The following is a 23,173-nucleotide window of genomic DNA, read 5'->3' as shown; positions in this document are numbered from 1 at the left end:
CGGGCGCCTTTACGCTTGCGTTTGTTCCATCCGGCGCCGTAGCGCGTCGCCGGCCAGCGGCATCTCGCGAATGCGCAGACCCGTCGCGTCGAAAAGCGCATTCGCGAGTGCGCCCGCCGTCGGTCCCATCGCGGCTTCGGCGGCGCCCAGAAACGGCGTGCCGGGCCGGTCGATCAGATGCACGGCGACGCGCTTAGGCACCGACGAAAAACGCAGGATCGGATAGCTGCTCCAGTCGAAGCTGCGAATGCGTTCGGTGTCGTAGCGCAGTGCTTCGTGCAGCGTCCAGCTTGCGGACTGGATCACGCCGCCCTCAATCTGGTTGCGGATGCCGTCCGGATTCACGATCTGCCCCGAGTCCACGGCCACCTCGGCGCGCTCCAGCGTCACCTGGCCCGTCTCGGGTTCCACCGATATTTCCACGGCCATCGCCACGTAGGCCATCAGGTTCTTGTACTTCGCGAAGCCGAAGCCCACGCCGTGATGACGGGCGCGCGGCGAAGACATCGCACGTTGCCAGCCGAAGCGTTCCGCCGCGAGCCGGATCACGTCCTTCGCGCGCGGGTCGTCCAGATGCCGCAGGCGGAATTCCACAGGGTCGATCTTCGCGGCGTGCGCGAGTTCGTCCATGAAGCTTTCGATGGTGAACACGTTCGTATGCGCGCCCAGCGAGCGCATGGCCGAGGTCTGCAGCGGCATGGTCGGCGAGAAGTTGTTCATCACGTACAGGTTCGGCAGTGCGTAGAGCGGAATCGCGTTGCGGTCGCCGCCGCCCTCCGGTTGCAGCATGGGCACGGAAGGTGCCGAAACGAAGGGCTTGTCGAGCATGCGCGCAGGCAGCAAGCGCCCCGCGTTGACGATGCGCTCGTTGTGCGAACTGCTCCAGAGCGCGTAGCGCCAGTCCACGATCTGCCCGTTCGCATCCAGCGACGCGCTCACTTCCGTCACCATCGCGGGCGTGAAGTGGTCCCAGACGTGCTCCTGCTCGCGCATCCATTGCACGCGGATAGGCTCGCCCGGCAGCGCCGCGGCGATCAACGCGGCGTGTGCGGCCACGTCGTCGGCGCCGTTGTGGCCGTAGCAGCCAGAGCCTTCGGTGTGGATGCAGCGCACGTTCTCTTTCGGCAGGCTCAGCATTTCGGCGAGCGCGTCGCGCAGTGGATAGACGCCTTGCGAGTGCGTCCATACCGTGAGCTTGCCCGCGTCGAACAACGCCACCGAACACGAAGGACCAATCGATCCATGCAGCAGGTAGCGCTTTTCGTAGCGCGCGTTGAGCGTCTTCACGGCAGGCGACGTGGGTGCGTGCTGGTCCGCGATCTTGATTTGCTGGGTAGCAAGCGTCTTGAGGTCGCGATGCACGGCGGCCGGGTCGGGCAAGGCGCGGCCAGGCGACCACTTGCTGCCCGCCATGAGCGCGCGCTGCGCCACCACGGCCTGCCACTCGCCCTTCGCGACCACGGCGAGCATGCTGCCGTTGCGCACCACTTTCACGACGCCAGGCAGCTTCATCACGTCCTGCTCGTTGGTGTCGACGAGTTTCGCGTCGTATGTCGGCGGCATCACGACGCGTGCGTGCAGCATGCCGGGCAGCTGCATGTCCTGCACGTAGCTCACGCCGCCCGTGACCTTCGACGGAATGTCGAGCCGCGGCAGCGACGTGCCGATCACGTTGAACGTCTTCGGGTCTTTGAGCGGCGAGGTGGGCGTCGCATTGCGATGCAGATCCACGAAACCCACCGCTTCGCCGTACGTCATGGTGCGGCCGTCCGGCGCGTGGATCACGGCGTCGCGCGTCACGAGTTCGCTGCTCGCCACGCCGAAGCGTTTCGCGGCGGCTTCCACGAGCAGGCCGCGCACCTGCGCCGAGGCGTTCAGCAGCGCGCTGCCGCTATCCGCCATGGTGTGGCTGCCCGCGGTGAGCCCTTCGTCGGGCGAGGCGCCCGTGTCCGCCGTGAGAAACGTGATGAGCGAGGGCGCCATGTCCAGTTCTTCGGCGGCCACCTGAAGCAACGCGGTGCGCACGCCGGTGCCCAGTTCCACCTTGCCCGTGAACACGGTGACCTTGCCTTCGGGCGTGATCTTGATCCACGCGTCGAGCAGCGGGTTGGTCTTCAGGCTGCCCGCCAGCATCTGCGTTTCCTTCGCCACGTGCACGGCCGCGCCTTCGTCAGCGATCACCTGCTGGGCGAGCGCCTCGGCGCCCGGCACGAGGCTGAACGTCACGACGAGCGCGCCCGACACCATGAAGCGGCGGCGGCCTTCGTCGATGGATTCGTCTTGAGGGTTCATCGGTCGGCCCTTGCTCTCAGGTGGGGATGTGCGCAGCGGCGGCTTCTGCCTTCGGCTCCGGCAGCCCGGCCACCTCGCGAATGGCGGCGAGGATGCGCATGTGCGTGCCGCAGCGGCAGAGGTTCGGCTCCATGTGCTCGCGCAGTTGTTGTTCGGTGGGATGCGGGTTGCGCTCCAGCAGCGCCTGGGCGCGCACGATCATGCCCGCGATGCAGTAGCCGCACTGCGCGGCCTGGTGCTCGATAAACGCCTTTTGCAGCGGCCCCGGATGCGTTGCCGTGCCCAGGCTTTCGATGGTGCGCACGGGGCGCGTGCCCACGGCGCTCACGGGCAGCAGGCACGAGAACGTCGCTTCGCCATCCACGATCACGGTGCACGCGCCGCATTGCCCGAGGCCGCAGCCGAACTTCGCGCCGTGCAAATGCAGATCGTTGCGCAATACGTAGAGCAGCGGCGTGGAAGGATCGATGTCGAGCGTGTGCTGCACGCCGTTCACGGTGAGGGAGATCATCGTGCAGAGTTCTCCGTTTTGAGCGTCTTCCTGAGGTCGGCGACGAGCGGTGCGGCATCGGACCACGCGGGCCATGCTGGCTTCGCCGAATACGCGCCGCGGAGGTAGGCGGCGAGATCCGCGATCTGGCGGTCGTCGTAGAGGCCGCTGAATGCGGGCATGTAGTTGATGGCGTCTTCGCCGTGCCACGCGATGCCGTTGAGCATCATCTGGATCGCGTTGCGCGGGGTCGCGGCGTTCACCGCGGTGCTGAACGCAAGGGTGGGGCGCTCGCCGATGGTCTGCATCGGCCACGCCGGACCGTGGCATTGCGCGCAGGACGCGTTGAAGAGCACGGCGCCGCGTTGTTCGGCGGGCGTGGTGGGATGCGACGAGGCTGGCGTGATCGCGGCGGTTGTGTCCGCCGTTGCGTCCGTCATTGCGTTCGCTCTTGCGTTGGCTGTTGCCTCGGTAGAGGCGGTAGAGGCGGTAGAGGCGGTAGAGGCGGGCGTCTTCTGGATCGAAAGGAGGTAAGTCGCAATGGCCTGCACGTCTTCGGTCGGCACACGGGCGAGGTCGCGCGTCACGGGCAGCATGGGGCCTGCCGCGGCGCCGTGTTCCGAGGCCCGCCCCGTGCGCAGGTATTCGACCAGTTGCGCCTCGCTCCAGGGCCGCACCGCTTCGGAAAGCGCATTGAGCGGCGGGGCTTCCCAGCCGTCCACGATGCCGCCGTCGAACGCGCGGTCCGCCTTTTCGCCGCCAATCGCGTTGAGCGGCGAATGACACGAGGCGCAGTGGCCGAGGCCGTCCACGAGCAGCTTGCCGCGATTCCAGACGGCGTCGTGCGAAGCATCGGGTTCGCGTGGACCAGGCCTTAAAAACAGCACGTTCCAGAACGCGACGAGCGGCCGGAAGTTGAGCGGGAAGACCAGCTGGTTCGCGGGCGTGGTCGCACGAACCGGCTCGCGGCTCATGAGATACGCGTAGGCCGCCGAGATGTCGTGCTCCGGCATGCGCGTGAAATGGACGTAGGGAAAGGCGGGATAAAGCTGATGGCCGTCGCGCGCAATGCCGTGCCGCAAGGCGCGCGCGAATGCGGCTTCAGACCAGTTGCCGATGCCCGTGTCGGCGTCGGGCGTGATGTTGGTGGCGTAGATCGTGCCGAACGGCGTGGCGAGCGGCAGGCCGCCCGCAAAGGGCCGGCCGCCTTGCGACGTGTGGCACACCACGCAGTCGCCCAGCGCCACCACGCGCGCGCCTTCGCGCACGAGCTGCGGGTCGAAGCCGGCGGGCGAGGGCACCGGCACGGGGTTGATGGCGGGCTCGTACAGGATGCCGGCTGCTACAGCGAACGCCGCGATGGCGAGACCGGCTGCGGCGATCCATAGTCGTCTGCGATTCATGTCGCTCCTGGCCTGCTTGCGGGTTCAACGATGGCGCCTAGTCTGTGTCAGACCCGCCCTGTTTGTCCTGACGAGGCCTGAAACTGGGGCTTAATCGTTCTGAAGCGCGTACTGGTCACACGCATGCTCACGCCGACGGCGTGGCCTGGCCCTCCTGGCTCGGCTGGCGCGCCTGATTGCGCACATGCGGCCGTCCCACCGCGAGGAAATGCAGCAGCGCGAGAACCGGGAACGTCATGGCCACGCCCGCCACGAGCGGCCAGCCGCCATGTTCGTAGAGCACGCTGGCGAGCGCCGAGCCGGTCGCGCCGCCCACGAAGATGCTCGTCATGTAAAGCGCGTTCAACCGGTTGCGGCTTGCTGCGTGCAGCGCATAGATTTCGCGCTGGCCGAGCACCATGTTCATCTGCGCGGCGAAGTCGAGCGCGATGCCGGTCACGACAAGGCCGAGCACACCCCAGGCCGGATGAATCAGCGCCGGCGCAAAGGCCAGCGCCCCTGCCACGAGGGCGACGAGCGTGGCGCGCAGCGAGTGGCCCGCATCGGCTAGCCGGCCCGCTACCGGCGCAGACGTCGCGCCGATTGCCCCCACCAGCGCGAACACGCCGATGGCAGTTTGCGAAAGCCCGTAGTGGCGCGTGAGTTCGATGGGCACCGCGGTCCAGAACAGGCTGAACGACGCGAACATGAGCGCCTGGTACAGCGCGCGATGGCGCAGCACCGGCATCGTGCGCACGAGGTGCAGCAGCGAGCCGATCAGCTCGAAGTACGTAGCGCGATGATCGGGCTTGCGCGGCGCGATGGTGAGCGCGAGCACGGCGGTGACGATGGTCATCACGACCGCGGCGCCCGCGAACACCACACGCCAGCCGAAGTGCCCGGCCACGATGCTGGAAAGCGGTCGCGACAGCAGAATGCCGAGCAGCAGCCCGCCCATGATGGTGCCCACCACGCGCCCGCGCGAGTGGTCCGGTGCGAGGTGCGCGGCGAGCGGAATCAGGATCTGCACGGCCACCGAGCTGAAGCCGATCAGCAGCGAGACCGCGAGGAACGCGCCCGCCGAATGCACCATCGACGCCACCGCGAGGCTCGCAATGGAGACCACGGCGGTCGCGATCATGAGCTTGCGGTTTTCGAGCAGGTCGCCGAGCGGCACGATGAAGAAGAGACCGAGCGCGTAGCCGATCTGCGTGAGCGAGACGATGAGGCTCGCCGTGCCGTCCGACATGTGCAGCGACGGCCCGATCAGTTCGGTGATGGGCTGCGCGTAGTAGAGGTTCGCGACGATGGCGCCGCAACTAAAAGCGAACAGCGCGATGAGCCCCTGGCTGAGTCCGGCGGCCTGGCCGGGGTGGGTCAGAGCAGGTGACGGCGTGGACATGACGACTCCTTGAACGATGAGTACCAGCGATAGGTACCGACCGCGCCAAGCATAGGTGGCCGGTCCCTCGCGCGGAATACGTACGGTGCGCAACCCGGCATTGCGCACAGCGCAACGGCGGCCTGTGGGCCGCGCCTGCGCTGGCATAATCCGCCGCATGGACAAACTGCTCGCCCTCACTACGCTGCTCGAAGTGGCCGATGCCGGCGGCTTCGCCAAGGCCGCGCAGCGGCTTGGCGTGGCCACGTCGTCGGTGACGCGGCTCATGGATGCGCTCGAAGCGTCGCTCGGTACCGCGCTGCTCACGCGTACGCCGCGCCGCGTGAGCCTCACGGACGCCGGGGTGGCCTACGTGGCGCAAGTCTCGAAGCTGCTCGACGAACTCGCCGAGGCCGACGAGAGCGTGCTGGACAGCGGCGCCGAACCCGTGGGCGCGCTGCGCGTCACCGTGCCCACCACGTACAACCGCATGGTGCTCGCGCCGCATCTGGCCGCGTTCCTCGACGCCTACCCGCGCGTGGCGCTCGACGTGCTGGTGTCCGACCGCTTCGTGGACCTTGCGCTGGAACGTATCGACGTGGCGGTACGCATCGGCTTGCCGTCGAACGATCCTGGCTTGATCGCGAGAACGCTCGCGGCGAACCCGCGCTTCGTGGTGGCGAGCGCGGCTTACGTGGAGCGCGCGGGCGCGCCGCAAACGCCCGCGGAACTTGCCGGGCGCGAGTGCGTGCGCATTGCCTACGGCGGCAGTTATCGCGCGCGCCAGGTGTGGACCTTCACGCGCGACGACGGCGAGGAACGTGTACCGGTGCGCGGGCGGCTGGTGTCGAACAGCCTCGACATGCTGCTCGAAGCCGTGCACGCGGGGCAGGGTTTCGCGCTATTGCCCGACTGGCTCGTGAACGACGATCTCGCGGCCGGCCGCCTGCTGCGTTTCTTTCACGACTACCGCGTCACACCGCAAAGCGGCGAGGTGGTGGCTTACGCCGCGTATCTGCCGAACCGGCGCAATTCGTCGAAGGTGCGCGCGTTGCTGCAGTTCCTCGAAGCGCGGCTCGCGCTGCGCGAAGACGCGTAGCGGCGTTCTGCCGGATCGGCCCTGTTGGCGGCACAGATCGTGCGCACGTGCCGGACACCTGCGGGCGGAACGCGCGTGGCGATCTTCCGTCGTCCCGGCTCCGCACAGCCAAGGCCATCACATCGAGCGGATGCGGCGCATCCGTGGGCTCAAGAGAGGCGAAGCAAGCTGCGTGCTCCGATTGCGTGCACGGCATGGGACACGACATGCCACGCGCGGCCTTATCTCCCCTCAGTGCCCCTCAGCGCCCCTCGGCGCCGATCGCGTCCATCTCGGCCAGCACGTCGCTGCTCAATTCGAACGCCGCAGCCTTCAGGTTTTCGCGCAGATGCCCCACCGACGACGTGCCGGGAATCAGCAGGATGTTGGGTGCGCGGTGCAGCAGCCAGGCGAGCGCGACCTGCATCGGCGTGGCGTCCAGCGCGTGGGCGACCTCCGCGAGCTTCGTCGACTGGATCGGCGAAAAGCCGCCCAGCGGAAAGAACGGCACGTAGGCGATGCCTTGTGCGGCGAGGTGGTCGATGAGCGCGTCGTCGTCGCGGTGGACCACGTTGTAGTGGTTCTGCACGCACACCACCGGCGCGATGCGCTGCGCTTCGGCCACCTGCGCGGCCGTTGCGTTGCTAAGGCCAATGTGGCGCACGAGCCCTTTCTGCTGAAGCTCCGCGAGCGCGGTCACCTGCTTTTCGATCGATCCTTCCGAAGGGCGATGAACGTCGCCCATGACCCGCAGGTTCACGACGTCCATGACGTCGAGGCCCAGATTGCGCAGGTTGTCGTGCACGCCCTGGGCGAGCTGCGCGGGTTCCTGCGCGGGCAGCCAGGCGCCCTCGGCGTTGCGCACGGCGCCTACCTTGGTCACGATCACGAGGTTGTCCGGGTACGGGTGCAGCGCTTCGCGAATGATCTGGTTGGTGACGTGCGGGCCATAGAAGTCGCTCGTATCGATGTGATTCACGCCCGCTTCCACGGCTTCGCGCAGCACGGCGATGCAGGCGGCGCGGTCTTTCGGCGGTCCGAACACGCCGGGGCCGGCCAGCTGCATGGCGCCGTAACCCATGCGGTTCACGGTGCGATCGCCAAGCTGGAAGGTGCGAGTGGAATGGAGGGTAGCCATGTCGTTCTCCTCGGGTGGGGTGGTGGGACAGGAGGCGAGGGCCAGTATGAGCGCAACTGCGTTGTTCGATAATCCAGGCTAGTGTGTACAGGTTGTTCGAAAATATGCACAGTTAATGCCTTCTCAGGACACCCCCGGCATGGAAATGAACGATCTGGCCGCCTTCGTCGCCGTCGCGCGCGCGGGCGGCTTTCGCGACGCGGCGCGCGCGAGCGGCGTGTCGGCGTCCAGTCTCAGCGCGGCGGTGCGGCGCCTCGAGACGAAGCTGGGTCTGCGCCTGCTCAACCGCACCACGCGCAGCGTGGCGCCCACCGAGGCGGGCCAGCGCCTCATCGAAAAGCTCACGCCGCTTTTCGCGGAGATGGAAGCCGCGCTCGACGTGCTGAACGGCTTTCGCGACAAGCCCGCCGGCACGCTGAAGCTCAACGTGCCGTCCAGTGCCGCGCACATCGTGTTGCCCGGCGTGATTCCGCCGTTCTTGCAGGCGTATCCCGGCATCCGCGTGGAAGTGGTGGTGGAGGATGGCTTCGTCGACGTGCTCGAGGTGGGCTGCGACGCCGGCATCCGCTACGACGAGCGGCTCGAACAGGACATGATCGCGGTGCCCATCGGCCCGCGCGTGGAGCGTTTCGCGACCGCCGCGACGCCGGCTTACCTCGATCTGCACGGACGCCCCGAGCATCCGCGCGACCTGCTCGGCCACGTATGCCTGCGCGGCCAGTTCGCGGGCGGCGCGATGGCCATGTGGACCTTCGAGCGCGACGGGGAAGTGGTGCGGCTCGACCCGCCCGGCACGCTGGTGGTGCGGCCCGCGGCGGCGATGGACCTCGTGGTGAGCACGGCGCTCGCGGGCGTCGGCGTGGTGCACCTGTTCGAGGACATGCTGCGGCCCCACCTGGAAAGCGGCGCGCTGGAGCCGATTCTGGCGCCGTGGTGGCAGCGGTTTTCGGGGCCGTTCCTGTACTACCCGGGCCATCGCCACGTGCCTGCGCCGCTGCGGGCGTTCATCGATTTTCTGAAGCGGGGCGAGGCTGCTGCGGCTGCGGCTGCGGCGGCGGGGCCGGCTATGTTGACCGCTGCTGCGCAAACTGCGCTGCATACTCCACCGCCGACCACCTGAGCGGCACCACTGCCGCGCTGCGCCTCACCTCTTCGATGTGGAACCGCACCAGCCGCTCGGCGCCTGCGAACGCATCGAGTTCCGGGCCGCTCCAGATCACCTCGGCCTGCACGGCGAGATAGAGCAGATCGCCGCGTTCGAAGTCGATGAAAAGAAGCCCCGCGCGCGGTTGGCTGACCAGATTGCCGAGCGTGTTGAAGAAGCGGTTGCCCTTGAAGTCGGGCGCGGTCAGCGTGCGGGCGTCGTCCACGCGCACGAAGCCCGGCAGGCCGCCGCGATGCGAGACGTCCACGCCGCGCGCCGGTCCGGCGTCGTCGGCCAGGTTGGCGCTGGCAATGAAAAACGTATCGGCGGTCGCGATCAGCGCGCGGTCGGCGTCGTCGAGCGCGGTGGCGACGCGCTGCGGTGCCGCGGCACGCGCGGATGCATCGCGTTGCAGCGGCTGGGGCAGCGGCTGCGGTTCGCGGCGCTGGATGTATTTGGGGCAGTTGCCGAAGCTCTGGCTCACATGCAGCGTGAAGGTGCCGTTGCCGGCAGCGGTGACGATACCGTTCACGCGATTGCGCCGCCGCGTCGTGAACTGGATGCCGAGGCCGCCCAGCGCCGCGCCCACGTTCCATGCATCGGCCAGCGGATCGCCGGGCAACGCGTGACCCGCAATACGCAGCGTTTCGGGGTCCGGCGAGAAGACGAAGCCAGGCTCGCCCACGCGCAGCGTCGCCCACGGCTGGCCGTTGGCATCGAGCCCGCCCAGCACCATGAAAGGCAGCTCCGCATAGAACGCGCGATGCTGCTCCGGCAGGTAGGTGCGGATGCCGCGCGTTCCGCCGCTATTGCCGCCATTGCCGCTATTACCGCCGCTGCCTGCGCCCGCACGCACCTGGGCTTCGAGTTCGCCGGCGTGAAACGGCCAGTCGGCACGCGGCTCGTCAAGCGAAAGAGGCGGCGGTAACGTCGAAAGGTCGGACATGATGGGCTTCTCCTGAGACACGATGGCACGCTGAAGCTGCACGGACGGCGCGGCACCGGGCGTGTGCCGCTCGCTTCGGCCACTCATTTGGCGACGCATTCTGCTGCTTACCCGGCTCCTCACCCGGCAACGCATTCACCCGTTCTTTCAGCGACTCGCCGGGCCACTCATTCAGCGAGCAGCCCGGCCTTCGTCTGCGGCATCGGCACGAAGCGCGGCAACGCTTCGATGCGGCGCAGCCACGCCCGCAGGTTCGGATACGGATCGAGTGAAATACCGCCTTCCGGCGCGTGGGCGATGTACGCGTAGGCGGCGACATCCGCGATGGTCGGCGTGTCGCCCGCTGCAAAGCGCTTGTTCGCGAACTCGCCTTCGATTACGTCGAAGAGCTTCACCGCGACACGTTGAGTGAATGCGTGGTCGAGCGGCGCGCCGAACACGGTGACGAGCCGCGCCGCGCACGGACCGTAGGCGATGGGCCCCGCGGCCAGCGAGAGCCAGCGCTGCACGGCCGCGGCGCCTTGCGGGTCGTCGGGCAGCCACGACGGGTCGCCGTAACGCTTCGCGAGGTAGACGAGAATCGCGTTCGAATCGAACAGCACGGTTTCGCCGTCTTCGATCACGGGCACCTGCCCGAACGGATTGAGCGCGAGAAACTCGGGGCGGCGGTTGTCGCCGGCCTTCATGTTCACCTCGACCACGTCGAACGGCAGATCGAGCATCGTGAGAAACAGCTGCACGCGGTGGCCGTGGCCCGACAGGCGCGTCGTGTAAAGGCGAATGGGGTGGCGCGGACGCGAGGTAGCGGGCGTGGGCGACATGCGAGGTCTCCGTCTGGTGTCGGGTTGAGAGGGCACCTGAAAGGGCGTGGACTGAAGCGTAGGGCGTGCGCCGCGTCCGGTGAAGACGGATAATCGCGGAAACATAATCCTTTCCGAGTGGACAATCAGCGATGGCCGACGTACGCGACGTGAATCTGAACCGGCTGGCGATCTTCGCCGCCGTGGTGGAGGCCGGTTCCCTGACGGCCGCGGCCGGGCGGCTGGGTCTCGCGAAGACGATGGTCAGCACGCACATGCAGCGGCTGGAAGCCGAGGTGGGCGCGAGCCTGCTGGTGCGCACCACGCGGCGCCTGAACGTAACCGACGCCGGCCGCGCGTTCTATGAAGCGAGCGTGGCGATTCTGCGCACCGCGAACGAGGCGCTCGCGGCCGTATCGGGTGGCACGGGGCCGTTGCGCGGCACGCTGCGCGTGAGCGCGCCGGTGGACTACGGGTCGGTCGTGGTGGTGCCCGCGCTCGCGGCGTTGCGCGCGGCGAACCCCGAACTCGATGTCGAATTGCTCTGCAACGACCGCGTCATCGACCTTGTGACGGAAAACGTGGATGTCGCGGTGCGGCTGGGCCGCCTCGCCGATTCGAATTACCGCGCGGCGAAGGTGGACGGCTACGAGCGCTGGCTCGTGGCGAGCCCCGAATGGATTGCGGCATGGGGCGAGCCGCGCACGCCCGCGGCGCTCGCGGACCGGCCCTACGTGGCGCGGCCCGTGCCGGGCCGTCCGCAGGCGCTGGAACTCGTGAACGCGCGCGGCGACAAGCGCAGCGTGCGCTGCAAGCGCGCGTTCACCACCGACACCGCGCCCGCCGCCCGCGCCGCCGCGCTCGCGGGCGTGGGCTTCGGCTACCTCACAGACTTTTCGATTGCCGCCGACGTCGAAGCGGGCCGCCTCGTGCGTCTCTTGCCCGCGTGGCGCTCGCCGGCGGCGGGCGTGCACGTCGTTTATCCTTCCACGAGCCATCCGTCGCCCAAGGTGCGGGCCTTGATCGATGCGCTCAAGACCCGCCCAAGGCATCCGTTCTGACTTCACCCCATCTACATACACTTCCGCCCAGACCGACATGAGCCATTTCAAACCCGTTGCACTCGAACACGCCAGCCGCCTCATCAACCACGGTCCCACGGTGCTCGTTACGAGCGCCGACGGCAGCCGCCGCAACGTGATGGCCGCGGCCTGGTCGATGCCCGTGGAGTTCACGCCGCCGCGCATCGCCGTGGTGATCGACAAGCACACCTTCACACGCGAACTCGCCATGGCGAGCGGCACCTTCGGCATCTGCGTGCCGGGTGCCGCCTTCATCGACCACACGTATGCGGTGGGTTCGTCGAGCGGGCGCGAGGGGGACAAGTTCGCGAAGTACGGCATCGAAACCGTGCAAGGCCCGGTGCTGGGGTTGCCGTTGATCGAAGCGGGATGCGCGGCCTGGATGGAGTGCCGCCTGATTCGCGAGCCGCATACCGAAGACGCCTACGACACCTGCTTTGGCGAAGTGGTTGCCGCCGCCGCGGACAGCCGCGTGTTTGCGAACGGCCATTGGAGCTTCGACGGATCGAACGCCGGGCTGCACACCATCCACCACCTGGGCGCGGGCATCTTCGTGCCGGTATCGAATCAGGTGAGAGCAAAGCCGTTGTGAGGCATGGGCGGCGGGGCCTCGGCCTCGCGCATTGATGGTTGTGTTGGCGTAGCGGCGTGCTCTGACGCCCGGCTTACCGCTCCATCAAGCCACGCGTCGGCGGCCTGTGGCCATGCGCCTGCGGTGTGGCTGTCCTGCCGCCCAGCAGCGAATCCACCACGCGCCGTAGCAGCGCCGCCGACACCGGCTTGCTGAGCAGCACGTCCCACGGCCAGTCGCCCTGCGCGGGCAGCGGGAAGGTGGCGGTCAGCATGACGACGGGAATGCGCAGCGTGGGCCACTCGACTTTCAGACGGCGGCACAGCTCCAGCCCGTCGACGCCCGGCATCATCAGGTCCGTGACGATGGCGTCCGGCCGTTGCGCGGCGGCGAGCGCCATTGCGTCGACACCGTCGTGCGCGGTGAGCACGCGGTACCCGTCGATCTCGAACACGAGCCGCAGCGCGCGCAGGAAATTCCGGTCGTCGTCTACAAGCAGCAGCGTAGTCATAAGCCTTTCCATTCCTGGGCGGTGTCACCGTTGCAACCGCGGTGCCGCCGCCGTTAAGTGGCGTAGCGATTGCCGTGCCTGCCCCTCGCGGGCCTGACGTTTGTCTTGTGCTGTGGGTGCGTGCAGGCGTTTTCCGCGGCCGCCGATGGCGTCCGCTCGCCGCTCCTGTTTGCACGGTGGTGGCGTTTCTTTCATGGTGCGCCGCGCGGATGCTTGCGGCCTTGCCGCATGGTGGGCATGGCCTCGGCAGGCACGCCGGCTGCTATTTCACCGGGGCGACAAGGTTGTCGCAGTCCTATGGGAGAACCCAGATGAACAAAGACCAGGTGAAGGGCGTAGCCGAAAAGGTGAAGGGCAAGGTCAACGAAGAGGTGGGCAAGGCCACCGACAACCCGGGCCGCGAGCTCAAGGGCGATCTTCAGCAGGGCGCCGGCCAGGCGCGCAAGGATATTGGCGACATGAAGGAAGCCATCAAGGACGACGCTTCGCGCCGTCACTGATGTGTCTGCGGCGGGACGGCACGGCGCGCAGCGCCGGCCGTCCCGACCGTGCTGGAGCGCTTGCGTGCAAACCTTGCCTTGCGCTTTGCGCCCGCTTTACCTCTGCCTTGCGTCTGCTTGACGTCCCTCACAACGCCGCGATGCGTGCCACGATATGCGGCGCCCAATACGACGCCGTGAATAGCCACGTGGCAAGCGCAATGAGCGCCGCGGCCACGATCACGAGCGGCGTCAGCACGCGCCGCGTGCGCCGCGACGGCGGCGTGTTCCCTGCGCGAATCAGCGCTTCGGCCACGGCGAGGTTCGGCACGTAGAAGAAGAACGCCATGAAGGCGTCGAAGGGGCCATCGAAGGTGCGCGAGTGATGGCCGATGCCGTGTGCCAGTTTCAGCCAGAGGCCGTAATCCATTCGATACAGCCACGAGCCCACCGCGAGTGCGACGAGCCGGATGGCCCACGCGCGATGCCGTGCAAGCTGCCGGGCTCTTGCATGCCTGAACGTTTCCACGGCGGCCACCACCATGAGCGCGCCATAGAGGCCGAAGCCGATGTTCATCGGCGTGCCGCCCACGGTGCCGCGCAAGGCGATGTAGAGCGTGCCGCCCAGGCCCGCGATGGCCGCCGCCGCAACGTAGACGCGCCCCATCCAGCGATGCAGCCTGGGCGTCGTGCCGCGCGGGCCCGTGATCAATTGCGCCGGCCCCATGGCGAGCAGCATCGACCCCGCGAGGAAGTGCGCCCCAATCGCCACGCTGCCCCAACGCTCGCCGGGCACGTAGAGGCGCGGCAGTACCGCGTTCCAGTCGCGAGGTTCGCCCGCGGGAATCGCGCCGCCGTAATAAACCGCAATGTAGACGCCGAAGATCGCCATGCTCGCCCACGTGACGGCAACGAGCGCGCGCCATCCGTAACGAAGCGCAGGCGATGAACGCAGCGAACCGGAAACATCGAGCGGGCCCAGCGGCGGCTGCGCGGCGGGCGAAGACAGCGGCAGGTCGGGTTTCATGCGCCCGATTATAGGAACGCGCAGGCGAGGTCGCAGCGCGGCGCGCAGGCGTCGCCGGGAATGTTCGATGCGGTGCTGATGGCTCGTTCAATCGCTCACCAAGGGGGAGTGTCATGTTCGTCCACAACAAGCGTCTGCAGTACACCGTGCGGGTCGGGGAATGCGATCCCGGGCTTGCGAATCTGCTGCTCGAGCAGTTCGGCGGTCCACAAGGCGAACTCGCCGCGGCCATGCGCTACTTCACGCAGGCCATCACCGAAGAGGACCCCGGCCGCAAGGACATGCTGTTCGACATCGCAACGGAAGAGTTGAGCCACCTCGAAATCATCGGCTCCATCGTGGCGATGCTGAACCGCGGCGCGAAGGGCGAACTGGCCGAAGCCGTGGACGCCCAGGCCGAGCTGTACCGCAAGCTCAACGGCGCGGGCAACGACAGCCACGTCACGCAGGTGCTGTACGGCGCGGGCACGCCGCTCACGAACTCCGCGGGCGTGCCGTGGAACGCCGCGTATATCGACACCATCGGCGAGCCCACGGCGGACCTGCGCTCGAACATCGCGGCGGAGGCACGCGCGAAGATCATCTACGAGCGGCTCATCAACGTGAGCGACGACCCGGGCGTGCGCGAGGCGCTCGGCTTTCTCATGACGCGCGAGGTCTCGCACCAGAAGTCGTTCGAGAAGGCGCTGTATTCGATCAGCCCGAACTTTCCGCCGGGCAAGCTACCGCCGGTCAAGGAGTACGCGAGCCAGTACTTCAGGATGCAGGTGGGCGAGCCGCCGGTGCCCGGCCCGTGGAACCAGGGCCGCGGGCTCGAACTCGTGCCCGAGCCGCAGGTCGCGGTGGGTGGCGGCGACGGACTGGCGAGCGGGAAACTCGACGGCAAGGAGGTGGCGGCCGTGGAGGCGATGAAGCAGCGTCTTGCATCGGACACCGCCTCCGACCCCGAGACCGGTGCCGAACTCGGCATGACGGGCATCGAGGGCGAGGAGAAGTAGGCCGCATCGGATGCTGTGTTTGCGGCGTTGTAAGCGCCGTGCCGCGCGATTGAAAAAGCTGCCGGGGAAAAGGCTGCCGGCCAAAAGCTGCCGGCCAAAAGCTGCAAACGCGGCCGGCGTGATGGAGACGAACGGACCGGGCAGGTGTCGTACACCGCCCGGTTGCTTCAATGCGCGGCAGTGGCCGGCCGCTGCCTGAAGAATGCCATCCACGCGGCGATGAAGAGCACCAGCGCAAGCGACGCCGTATAGCGGCTCAGTGCAAGCCCGCCGTGATCGACGGGCTTGTCGAGAAAGTCGCCCACTACGGCGCCGAGCGGTCGCGTGAGAATGAAGGCGCACCAGAACAGCAGCGTCTTCGAGATGCGGGTCCAGTAGTGCGCAATGGCGAGCACGAGCAGCAGGCCGCCGAACAGAACGGCTGCGCCGCTGTAGCCGAAGCCCGCCGAGTCCGCGGTCCAGTCGCCGAGTGCGGTGCCGAGCGTCTGCGAAAACATGATGGTGACCCAGTAGAACACCTCGGCCTTCGGTGACGACACCGTGCTGACCGACACCGAGCCCGTTGTGCGATACCACGCGAGCAGCGAAATCAACACCAGCGCGAACAGGATCGAACTGCCGCCCGCGTAGCCGATGCCGAGCGAGCGGTCCGCGAAGTCGGCGAGCGTCGTACCGACGGTGGTGGTCGCGATGATCGTGAGCCAGTAGAGCGGGGGATGAAACTGTTTCGCGCGAACCTGCGCGGTGACGGCGGCAATGAAGATGACCGCGAAGATGGCGGTGCCGATCAGATAGCCGAGATTCATCGACATCGAGACGGCGTCGCCGCCTGTTTCGCCCAGCGTGGTGGCGGCAATTTTTACGATCCAGAAGCCGAGTGTGACCTCGGGCACTTTGGTAATGGCGAGCGGTTGTTTCGTCATGCGCGGTTCCTTGTTTCCTCGTGTTTGGGATAGTGCTGTGAGTGCAGGCGAGCTCCAGAGTATCCGCAGGCGCTTAAGAGAGTCTTAGGCACGGCGACGTTGGGGACCCGGAAACGACGAAGGCCGCATCGTGCGGCCTTCGCTTCCTCATTTGCGCCTCGGGGCTCGTGCGCTCCATTGCGCCCCATCACGCGTGGATCATGTGGATCAGGCGCGTCGTGCGACTCCCGGCAACACGCACAGCAGTTCGTATGCAAGGTTTGCACCCAGCAGCGCCGTGGTGCCGAACGGATCGTAGGGCGGCGCCACTTCCACGAGATCCGCGCCGACGATATCGAGCCCCCACGCGCCGCGTACGATCTCCAGCGCCTGCGGCACCGTGAGCCCCGCGATCTCGGGCGTGCCCGTGCCCGGCGCGTAGGCTGGGTCGATGCCGTCGATGTCGAAGCTGATGTACACGGGCCCGCCGCCCACGCGTTCGCGCACCTCGTCCATGAGCGGGCTCAGCGAGCGGTTCCAGCATTCTTCGGCCTGCACGACGCGAAAGCCCTGCTCGCGGCACCAGTCGAAGTCTTCGGCCGCGTAGCCCGTGCCGCGCAGGCCGATCTGCACCACGCGCTCGCAGTCGAGCAGCCCTTCTTCCACCGCGCGGCGAAACGGCGTGCCGTGGGCGATCTTCTCGCCGAACATGGTGTCGTTGACGTCGGCGTGCGCATCGACGTGAATCAGGCCGACGCGGCCGTGCTTGCGATGCATGGCGCGCAGGATGGGCAGCGCGATGGTGTGGTCGCCGCCCAGCGAAATGGGCCGGCAACCGTGGGCGAGGATCGCGTCGTAGGCCGCTTCGATGCGGGCGATGGAGTCATGCAGGTTGTAGGGATTGGTCGCCACGTCGCCGATATCCGCCACGCGCAGCGAGTCGAACGGCGCTGCGCGCGTCGCCATGTTGTAAGGCCGCAGCAGCACCGATTCGCTGCGAATCTGGCGCGGCCCGAAGCGCGCGCCCGTGCGGTTCGACGTGCCCAGATCGAACGGCACGCCGACAAAACAGGCGTCGAGCCCTTCGGCGCTTGGCGCGTGCGGCAGACGCATCATCGTGGCGATGCCGCCGAAGCGGGGCATCGCGTTGCCGCTCATGGGCTGGAAGTATTCGTCGCTCATCGCCGTTCCTCGTGGTTTGCGGGTGGGTTTTCGATATTCATCTGTTGTGGCCTATCATGCTCATGACCCTTTGCAGCAGTAGTTTGTCGCGCCAGAATCGAAACTTGAATCGCTAATTTGCAACGTTCACATTGATGAATTCATATGTATCTACAGGCGCCCTGGAGTTGACATGCTCGGCGCGCTGACCGATCTCGACCTGCGCCTGATACGCGTGTTCGTCGCCGTGGCGGACGCCGGCGGCGTGAGCGTTGCGCAGTCCACGCTCAACGTGAGCCAGCCCACCATCAGCACGCAGCTTTCCACCCTGGAGACGCGGCTCGGCTTTCGGCTCTGCGAGCGCGGCCGCGGCGGCTTTCGGCTCACGACGAAGGGCGAGCGCTTCTACGCGCTAGCAAAGAAGCTCTACGCGGCCGTGGACGAATTCAGCAGCGAGGCGCGCCACATGGACAAGCAGCTCGTGGGCGCGCTCCACATCGGCCTGATCGGACATACGCCCGTGAGCCATAACGCGCGTATCAGCGAAGCGATTGCGCTCTTCAGGCGGCGCGACGAAGCGGTGCGTTTCTCGATTTCGGTGCGGCCGCCGGGCGAACTCGAAGAGCGGTTGCTGGCGGGCGACGTGGACATCGCCATCGGCTATTTCTGGCACCGCGTGCCCACGCTCGACTACACGCCGCTGTTCGAAGAGCGGCAGGTGGCGTACTGCGGGCGCGGCCACCCGCTGTATCGGCAGGCGGGGCGCGTCGATCCGGCGAAGGCCGCGGACTTCGAATGGGCGTGGCGTACGTATCCGCTGCCCGAGGTGCAGCTTTCCACGACGCCCGCGAAGGTGACCGCTCAGGCGGACAACATGGAGGCCGTCGCGCTGCTGATTCTTTCGGGCCACCACCTGGGATATCTGCCCCAGCATTTCGCGGCGCCGTATGTGAAGCAGGGGCTGCTCGCGGCGCTGAACCCCGCGAAGCTACGCTACGACGTAACGTTCCACATGGTGACGCAACAGCGCAGCCGCCGGGGGCCGATTGTCGAGGCCTTTCTCGAAGACATGCGGCGGGCGCATGGAGGGACGCCAACGCCAACGTGACAGGGGCAGAGGGGCACGTGGGCACGTGGGCACGTGGGCACATGGGCACATGGGCACATGGGCACTACAGGGGGCAACGCTCATCCTTATCCATGCCGCATAAAACGGTCTCTTTGCGCGCGAATTCCGGAAGGGGCGTTCGTCGCGCGCCATCCCACGCCTCGCAATCCACGCGAACGGGCCAGCCTTGCGCCTACCCGTTCAATCCCTCCCGGCTGCCCCGGCCGCGCGCCGCCGCCGTGCAGCGCCGGTTCAGTTCCGACCGGATGAAGCGGTCTGCCAGCAGCCGGCGAGTTTCGAGCAGCCCGTAGCGGGTGCACAGAATGCCCTCGATGGCCTGCCAGTCGGCATAGCGTCCGCTGTCGGCCAGGCTGTAAGCCACGTGTCGTATCGTTTCGCGTCGTCCGGTCCTGAGCACGTCTGTCGTGGTCCTCACGATCTGCCCCCTTCGGCTTGGACATGTGCAGTGATGCGCCGGTGCGCGGCACCTCGTGCGTGCGCACCGGCATGTCGATCTTTTCAATATAGGACTGAGCCTGCGGATGCGGCAAGGCGGCAAGCTTCGGCACGGCCCGGCACGCGGCACGGGACCGCGCATGCCCGCCGCATGCCCTGTGCTATGTTTGCGGCTCGCCCCACCTTCTGGCTGCTTTGTCCCCATGCCGATCATCAGCGAACTGTTCGTCTATCCGATCAAGTCGTGCGCAGGCATTGCGCCTGCCCGTGTCCGCCTCGGCGAAACCGGCTTCGATTACGACCGCAACTGGATGCTCGTCGATGCCGCAGGCGCGATGCTCACGCAGCGCGTTCATCCGCGGCTCGCGCTCGTGAAGCCTGCCCTCGGCGACGGCGTGCTGACGATCAGCGCGCCGGGCCGCGCCCCGCTCACCACGCCGCTCGCTGCCCACGCGCTTCTCGACTCTCTTGCCGGCGCACCCACCGTGGCAGCCACGGTATGGAAGGACACGGTCGAAGCGCTCGACACCGGCGCCGAAACCGCCGCGTGGTTCAGCGACTTCCTGGGCTTTCCCGTGCGCCTCGTGCGCTTCGCGCCCTCGGCGCGCCGCGAGGTGAGCCGCAAGTGGACCGGCGAATTCGTTTCAACGACGCAATTCGCCGACGGCTATCCGCTGCTCGTACTGGGCCAGGCGTCGCTGGACGATCTCAATGCGCGGCTCGCGGCGAGGGGCGCGCCGCCCGTGCCCGTGAACCGCTTTCGTCCCAATATCGTGGTGACAGGGCTCGACCCCTACGAAGAAGACTACGTGGAGCGCATCGAGATCGACGCGAACGGCGTGCCCGTGGATGTGCGGCTCGTGAAGCTCTGCACGCGCTGCCCGATGCCCACCATCGACCAGCAGACCGGCGCACCTGACCCGGCGTGGCCGCACGAGCCGCTCGACACGATGCAGGCCTATCGTGCGAACCCGCGTTTCGACGGCGCGCTCACGTTCGGCAACAACGGCATCGTGGTGGCCGGCAGCGGGACCTGGCTCGAAGTGGGCATGACCGTGAATGCCGAATTGGGCTTCGACGCCTGAGCGCCGGCCCTCGGGCAAGCGTGCATGAGGCGTTGATAGCGGCGCCCACGCTTGCCGAACATCACGCCGTAGCCGCCGCTTCCTGCAAGATCCAGTCGCGAAACAACTGCATCGCGGGCGACAGGCGGCGCGACTTCAGCCACGTGAGCCAGTAGGCGCCCGCACGCAATTCCGCCTCGAACACGCGGGCGAGCGTGCCCGTCTGCAGTTCGTGCACGAACATGCGCGGCGGCGCGAGCGCCACGCCCGCGCCCTGAACGGCTGCTTCCGCCATCAGCCGCGACGAATCGAATACCGGCCCTGTGGCGGCGAGGGGCGTCATGCCGGCCGCCGCGAACCAGTTCGGCCATTCGTCGATGCGATACGAACGCAGCAGCGTTTCGTTGGCGAGATCGGCGGGCTTCTTGAGGCGTCTCGCGATAGCCGGTGCGCAGAGCACCGCGAGCGGGGCATCGAGCAGCAGCGTGTTGTGGGTGGCGGGCCAGCCGCCGTCGCCGAAGCGCACTGCGAAGTCGAGCCCTTCAGCCGCGAGGTCCACGAGGTTGTTGTGCGTGAGGAGGCGCAGTTCCACGAACGGATGCGTTTCGCGAAACTGCCGCAGCCGCGGAATCAGCCAGCCCACTGCGAATGTGCCCACGGCGCCTACCGTGAGCACCTGGCGGCGCCGTCCGCCTTCGAACTGCTTGAGCACGGTCTCGATGCGCCCGAACGATTCGCTGAGCACGGGCAGCAGGGCGAGCCCTTCGTCGGTGATGGCAAGGCCGCGCGGCAGGCGCTTGAAGAGCGCGCAGCCGAGCCGCGCTTCGAGCGTGCGCACCTGCTGGCTCACGGCGGCTTGCGTGACGTTGAGTTCCTGCGCCGCGCGCGTGAAGCTCAGATGCCGCGCCGACGACTCGAATGCCCGCAGTGCGTTGAGGGGAAGATGAAGACGCATGGTCGCCGAAGCCGATAGATTTTCTTTTGCGTGGCGGCAATTATCGTCGATTGTGGACTGCCCGCAACGGGCCGATAGTGCTGTTCCGGCAGCCCCCTTGCCCGACCATCACGACAAGAGACGACCCATCATGACCCATCGCCCACATCGCCCTTCGCGCCGTACCCTGTTGCTTGCCGCCGGCATGCTGCCGTTTGCGTTCACTTTGGAAACGCGAGCGCAGACTCCGTCCACGCTTTCGCAGGACGCTTCGGTGCGAGACGCGCTCGCTGCGCTGGAACGCACGTCGGGCGGGCGTCTGGGCGTATGCGCCATCCCGACCTGCGCGGGCGGCGAGGTGGGCAGCGAGGCAGGCTGCAAGCCGCGCGAAATCCGCTATCGCGCCGACGAGCGCTTTCCCTTTTGCAGCACCTTCAAGGTGGTTCTGGCCGCGGCGATTCTCGCGCGAAGCCTCGACGTGCCGGATCTGATGCGACGGCGCATCCGCTACACGAAGCACGATCTCGCGCACTACTCGCCGGTTTCTTCGAAGCATGTGGAAGACGGCATGACAGTAGCGGAACTATGTCAGGCCGCCATTCAGTACAGCGACAACACGGCGGCGAACCAGCTCATGAAGGTGCTGGGCGGTCCGCAGGCCGTGACGGCCTACGCGCACGCCACGGGCAACGCCGCCTTCCGGCTCGATCGCTGGGAGACCGAACTCAACACGGCTATCCCCGGCGACCTGCGCGACACGTCCACGCCGGCCGCGATGGCGCGAACGCTGCAGACGCTTACGGTGGGGCAGGCGCTGCCGTCCGCACAGCGCGATCAGCTCGTGACGTGGCTGCGCGGCAACACGACGGGCGCGCATCGCATTCGCGCGGGTGTTCCGGCAGATTGGCAAGTGGGCGACAAGACGGGCACCGGCGACTACGGCACCGCCAACGATCTGGCCATTCTCTGGCCGCCCGGGCGTGCGCCGATCATGCTCGCCGTCTACTTCACCCAGCGCGAGCCGAAGGCGAAGGCGCGCGACGACGTGATCGCGGCAGCGGCGCGCATCGTGGCAGGGGCGTTGGGATAGGGCGCTTGCGGGCGCGCTTCGGTTTCGGTGTCAGCTTTTGTTTCGGGCGGCCGCTTCAGGCGACAGGCCGCAGGCAGCCCGCAGCAGGCGGTGTTCAAGCCGCCTGCGTGATGCGCCGGAACGCATTCGGCGCTACGCCGAGCGCTTCGCGAAAGCGGTGGCTGAAGTGCGCTGCGTTCGCGTAGCCGCATTGCGCGGCCACCTCGGCTAGCGGCAGCGCCGTGTTGCGCAGCAGTGCGCGCGCCCGCTCGATGCGCCGGCCCGCAATCCACGCATGCGGCGCTGCGCCGAACGAGATGCGGAACATCCGCGCGAAATGGTATTCGGAGAGCGCGGCCTCGCGCGCCAGGTCGCCCAGCGTGACGGGCTGCGTGAGATGCGCGTCGATGTAGTCGCACAGGCGCCGGCGCACAGCCGGCGCGAGGCCGCCTTTCAGCGCGAGGCCGGCGCGCGTGGCGCTCTGCCCGCGCAGCAGCAGGCTCAGCACTTCGTGCGCGGTTTCGTTGACGCGCAGCCTGCCGTCGGCGTCGTCCCAGTGTTCGTCGATCAGCATCCGGCACAGCGCCGCGATGCGTTCGTCCTCGAAATAGGTGCGGTCGGCGAGCGTGAGTTCGCGTGGCTCACGGTCCAGTTCCTGCACCGCGCGGCGCGTGAAATGCTCGGGCAGGAAGTAGAGGTGCAGGAAGTGCATTTCGCCGCGCACCCACCACGACGACTCGTGATCGCCCGGCAGCGCGCACAGGCGGCTCGGCGCGCCGTAGCGGCCCGGCAGCTTGCGGCGCTCGGTGCGATAGCCGCCGTCCAGGTAGCACGACAGCGTGTGATGGCCGGGATGGTCGTAGGCGGTTTCGACTTCGTCGGTGAAGCGCGACCATTCGGCGATGGCGAGCTGGTCGCCGAGCCACGCGAAGCGTTCGAGCTTCGCGTCCGTTTCACTCAATGTGCGGCACACCGAATGCAGCCCGAACGGCATCTCGCCGGCCTCGCGCAGGCGGGCGAGGATGTCGGGCGTGCTGTCGTTCGCGGGGGCAAGGGTGGGATCGCGCATGGTCGCGCCAGTATAAGGCCCGGCGCGGGCCCCTTGCCGGGGAGCTACCGGCCAGCCCAGAAAAGACCGCAATTCTGGACAACGGACTGCC

Annotated in this window: 23 protein-coding genes; 9 read left to right on the top strand and 14 right to left on the bottom strand. The window is 67.5% G+C overall.

Features of this window, described 5'->3' with window-relative positions:
- Positions 1-9: 9 nt before the first annotated feature.
- The 4 genes from PKKP23_RS24195 to PKKP23_RS24180 form a co-directional block, all read right to left on the bottom strand.
- Positions 10-2,292, bottom strand: a complete 2,283-nt coding sequence (locus tag PKKP23_RS24195) for a xanthine dehydrogenase family protein molybdopterin-binding subunit (protein WP_126878735.1) — start codon at positions 2,290-2,292, stop codon at positions 10-12.
- Positions 2,293-2,308: 16 nt separating this feature from the next.
- A complete protein-coding gene (locus PKKP23_RS24190; protein ID WP_126878734.1) occupies positions 2,309-2,803 on the bottom strand; it encodes a (2Fe-2S)-binding protein in 495 nt (164 codons plus the stop codon).
- A complete protein-coding gene (locus PKKP23_RS24185; RefSeq protein ID WP_126878733.1) occupies positions 2,800-4,185 on the bottom strand; it encodes a cytochrome c in 1,386 nt (461 codons plus the stop codon). The genes PKKP23_RS24190 and PKKP23_RS24185 overlap by 4 nt, the downstream gene beginning before the upstream one ends.
- A gap of 127 nt (positions 4,186-4,312) precedes the next feature.
- A complete protein-coding gene (locus PKKP23_RS24180) occupies positions 4,313-5,566 on the bottom strand; it encodes an MFS transporter (RefSeq protein ID WP_126878732.1) in 1,254 nt (417 codons plus the stop codon).
- A 157-nt stretch (positions 5,567-5,723) separates the two neighbouring features.
- On the opposite strand from PKKP23_RS24180, the gene PKKP23_RS24175 reads away from it, so the two are divergent.
- Positions 5,724-6,644: a LysR family transcriptional regulator gene (locus PKKP23_RS24175; protein WP_126878731.1), complete on the top strand. Its 921-nt coding sequence runs from the start codon at positions 5,724-5,726 to the stop codon at positions 6,642-6,644.
- A 241-nt stretch (positions 6,645-6,885) separates the two neighbouring features.
- On the opposite strand, the gene PKKP23_RS24170 is transcribed toward PKKP23_RS24175, so the two are convergent.
- A complete protein-coding gene (locus PKKP23_RS24170) occupies positions 6,886-7,761 on the bottom strand; it encodes an aldo/keto reductase family oxidoreductase (protein ID WP_126878730.1) in 876 nt (291 codons plus the stop codon).
- Between the two features lie 139 nt (positions 7,762-7,900).
- Here PKKP23_RS24170 and PKKP23_RS24165 point away from each other — a divergent pair, with 139 nt between their 5' ends.
- Positions 7,901-8,881, top strand: coding sequence for a LysR family transcriptional regulator (locus PKKP23_RS24165; RefSeq protein ID WP_126878729.1), 981 nt, complete (start codon positions 7,901-7,903; stop codon positions 8,879-8,881).
- Here PKKP23_RS24165 and PKKP23_RS24160 read toward each other — a convergent pair.
- Positions 8,826-9,851, bottom strand: a complete 1,026-nt coding sequence (locus PKKP23_RS24160) for a pyridoxamine 5'-phosphate oxidase family protein (protein ID WP_420873247.1) — start codon at positions 9,849-9,851, stop codon at positions 8,826-8,828. The genes PKKP23_RS24165 and PKKP23_RS24160 overlap by 56 nt on opposite strands.
- Positions 9,852-10,018: 167 nt before the next feature.
- A complete protein-coding gene (locus tag PKKP23_RS24155; RefSeq protein WP_126878727.1) occupies positions 10,019-10,672 on the bottom strand; it encodes a glutathione S-transferase family protein in 654 nt (217 codons plus the stop codon).
- 131 nt (positions 10,673-10,803) lie between these two features.
- On the opposite strand from PKKP23_RS24155, the gene PKKP23_RS24150 reads away from it, so the two are divergent.
- On the top strand, positions 10,804-11,712 hold the full coding sequence (locus PKKP23_RS24150; protein ID WP_126878726.1) for a LysR family transcriptional regulator: 909 nt from the start codon (positions 10,804-10,806) through the stop codon (positions 11,710-11,712).
- 37 nt (positions 11,713-11,749) lie between these two features.
- Complete coding sequence (locus PKKP23_RS24145) at positions 11,750-12,325, top strand: flavin reductase family protein (RefSeq protein WP_017775274.1); 576 nt, start codon at positions 11,750-11,752, stop codon at positions 12,323-12,325.
- Positions 12,326-12,398: 73 nt separating this feature from the next.
- On the opposite strand, the gene PKKP23_RS24140 is transcribed toward PKKP23_RS24145, so the two are convergent.
- Complete coding sequence (locus tag PKKP23_RS24140; RefSeq protein WP_126878725.1) at positions 12,399-12,815, bottom strand: response regulator; 417 nt, start codon at positions 12,813-12,815, stop codon at positions 12,399-12,401.
- 311 nt (positions 12,816-13,126) lie between these two features.
- On the opposite strand from PKKP23_RS24140, the gene PKKP23_RS24135 reads away from it, so the two are divergent.
- Positions 13,127-13,315: a CsbD family protein gene (locus tag PKKP23_RS24135; protein ID WP_017775276.1), complete on the top strand. Its 189-nt coding sequence runs from the start codon at positions 13,127-13,129 to the stop codon at positions 13,313-13,315.
- 127 nt (positions 13,316-13,442) lie between these two features.
- Here PKKP23_RS24135 and PKKP23_RS24130 read toward each other — a convergent pair whose 3' ends face one another.
- Positions 13,443-14,321: a DUF2306 domain-containing protein gene (locus PKKP23_RS24130; protein WP_126878724.1), complete on the bottom strand. Its 879-nt coding sequence runs from the start codon at positions 14,319-14,321 to the stop codon at positions 13,443-13,445.
- Positions 14,322-14,434: 113 nt separating this feature from the next.
- On the opposite strand from PKKP23_RS24130, the gene PKKP23_RS24125 reads away from it, so the two are divergent.
- Complete coding sequence (locus PKKP23_RS24125; protein WP_126878723.1) at positions 14,435-15,319, top strand: manganese catalase family protein; 885 nt, start codon at positions 14,435-14,437, stop codon at positions 15,317-15,319.
- Between the two features lie 167 nt (positions 15,320-15,486).
- On the opposite strand, the gene PKKP23_RS24120 is transcribed toward PKKP23_RS24125, so the two are convergent.
- Together PKKP23_RS24120 and speB are read right to left on the bottom strand one after the other, a co-directional pair.
- The gene (locus PKKP23_RS24120) at positions 15,487-16,242 is read right to left on the bottom strand and encodes a COG4705 family protein (RefSeq protein ID WP_017775279.1); all 756 of its coding nucleotides are present in this window, start codon (positions 16,240-16,242) and stop codon (positions 15,487-15,489) included.
- 207 nt (positions 16,243-16,449) lie between these two features.
- Positions 16,450-17,403 (bottom strand): agmatinase, encoded by a 954-nt coding sequence (gene speB / locus PKKP23_RS24115; RefSeq protein WP_126878722.1) that lies wholly within the window; start codon positions 17,401-17,403, stop codon positions 16,450-16,452.
- A 172-nt stretch (positions 17,404-17,575) separates the two neighbouring features.
- Here speB and PKKP23_RS24110 point away from each other — a divergent pair, with 172 nt between their 5' ends.
- Entirely contained in the window at positions 17,576-18,490 is a 915-nt protein-coding gene (locus PKKP23_RS24110) for a LysR family transcriptional regulator (protein ID WP_017775281.1), read from the top strand.
- 193 nt (positions 18,491-18,683) lie between these two features.
- Here PKKP23_RS24110 and PKKP23_RS24105 read toward each other — a convergent pair whose 3' ends face one another.
- Positions 18,684-18,872: a hypothetical protein gene (locus tag PKKP23_RS24105; protein ID WP_017775282.1), complete on the bottom strand. Its 189-nt coding sequence runs from the start codon at positions 18,870-18,872 to the stop codon at positions 18,684-18,686.
- A 277-nt stretch (positions 18,873-19,149) separates the two neighbouring features.
- On the opposite strand from PKKP23_RS24105, the gene PKKP23_RS24100 reads away from it, so the two are divergent.
- Complete coding sequence (locus PKKP23_RS24100; RefSeq protein ID WP_126878721.1) at positions 19,150-20,031, top strand: MOSC domain-containing protein; 882 nt, start codon at positions 19,150-19,152, stop codon at positions 20,029-20,031.
- A 61-nt stretch (positions 20,032-20,092) separates the two neighbouring features.
- On the opposite strand, the gene PKKP23_RS24095 is transcribed toward PKKP23_RS24100, so the two are convergent.
- A complete protein-coding gene (locus tag PKKP23_RS24095; protein WP_126878720.1) occupies positions 20,093-20,965 on the bottom strand; it encodes a LysR family transcriptional regulator in 873 nt (290 codons plus the stop codon).
- A 130-nt stretch (positions 20,966-21,095) separates the two neighbouring features.
- Here PKKP23_RS24095 and bla point away from each other — a divergent pair, with 130 nt between their 5' ends.
- The gene (bla, locus tag PKKP23_RS24090; protein ID WP_126878719.1) at positions 21,096-22,034 is read left to right on the top strand and encodes a class A beta-lactamase; all 939 of its coding nucleotides are present in this window, start codon (positions 21,096-21,098) and stop codon (positions 22,032-22,034) included.
- 94 nt (positions 22,035-22,128) lie between these two features.
- On the opposite strand, the gene PKKP23_RS24085 is transcribed toward bla, so the two are convergent.
- Positions 22,129-23,007: a helix-turn-helix domain-containing protein gene (locus PKKP23_RS24085; RefSeq protein ID WP_126878754.1), complete on the bottom strand. Its 879-nt coding sequence runs from the start codon at positions 23,005-23,007 to the stop codon at positions 22,129-22,131.
- Between the last annotated feature and the right edge of the window lie 166 nt (positions 23,008-23,173).

The sequence above is a fragment of the Paraburkholderia kururiensis JCM 10599 = LMG 19447 genome (assembly GCF_003986935.1).
Taxonomy (GTDB): domain Bacteria; phylum Pseudomonadota; class Gammaproteobacteria; order Burkholderiales; family Burkholderiaceae; genus Paraburkholderia; species Paraburkholderia kururiensis.
This window is presented reverse-complemented; position numbering and strand designations above follow the sequence as displayed.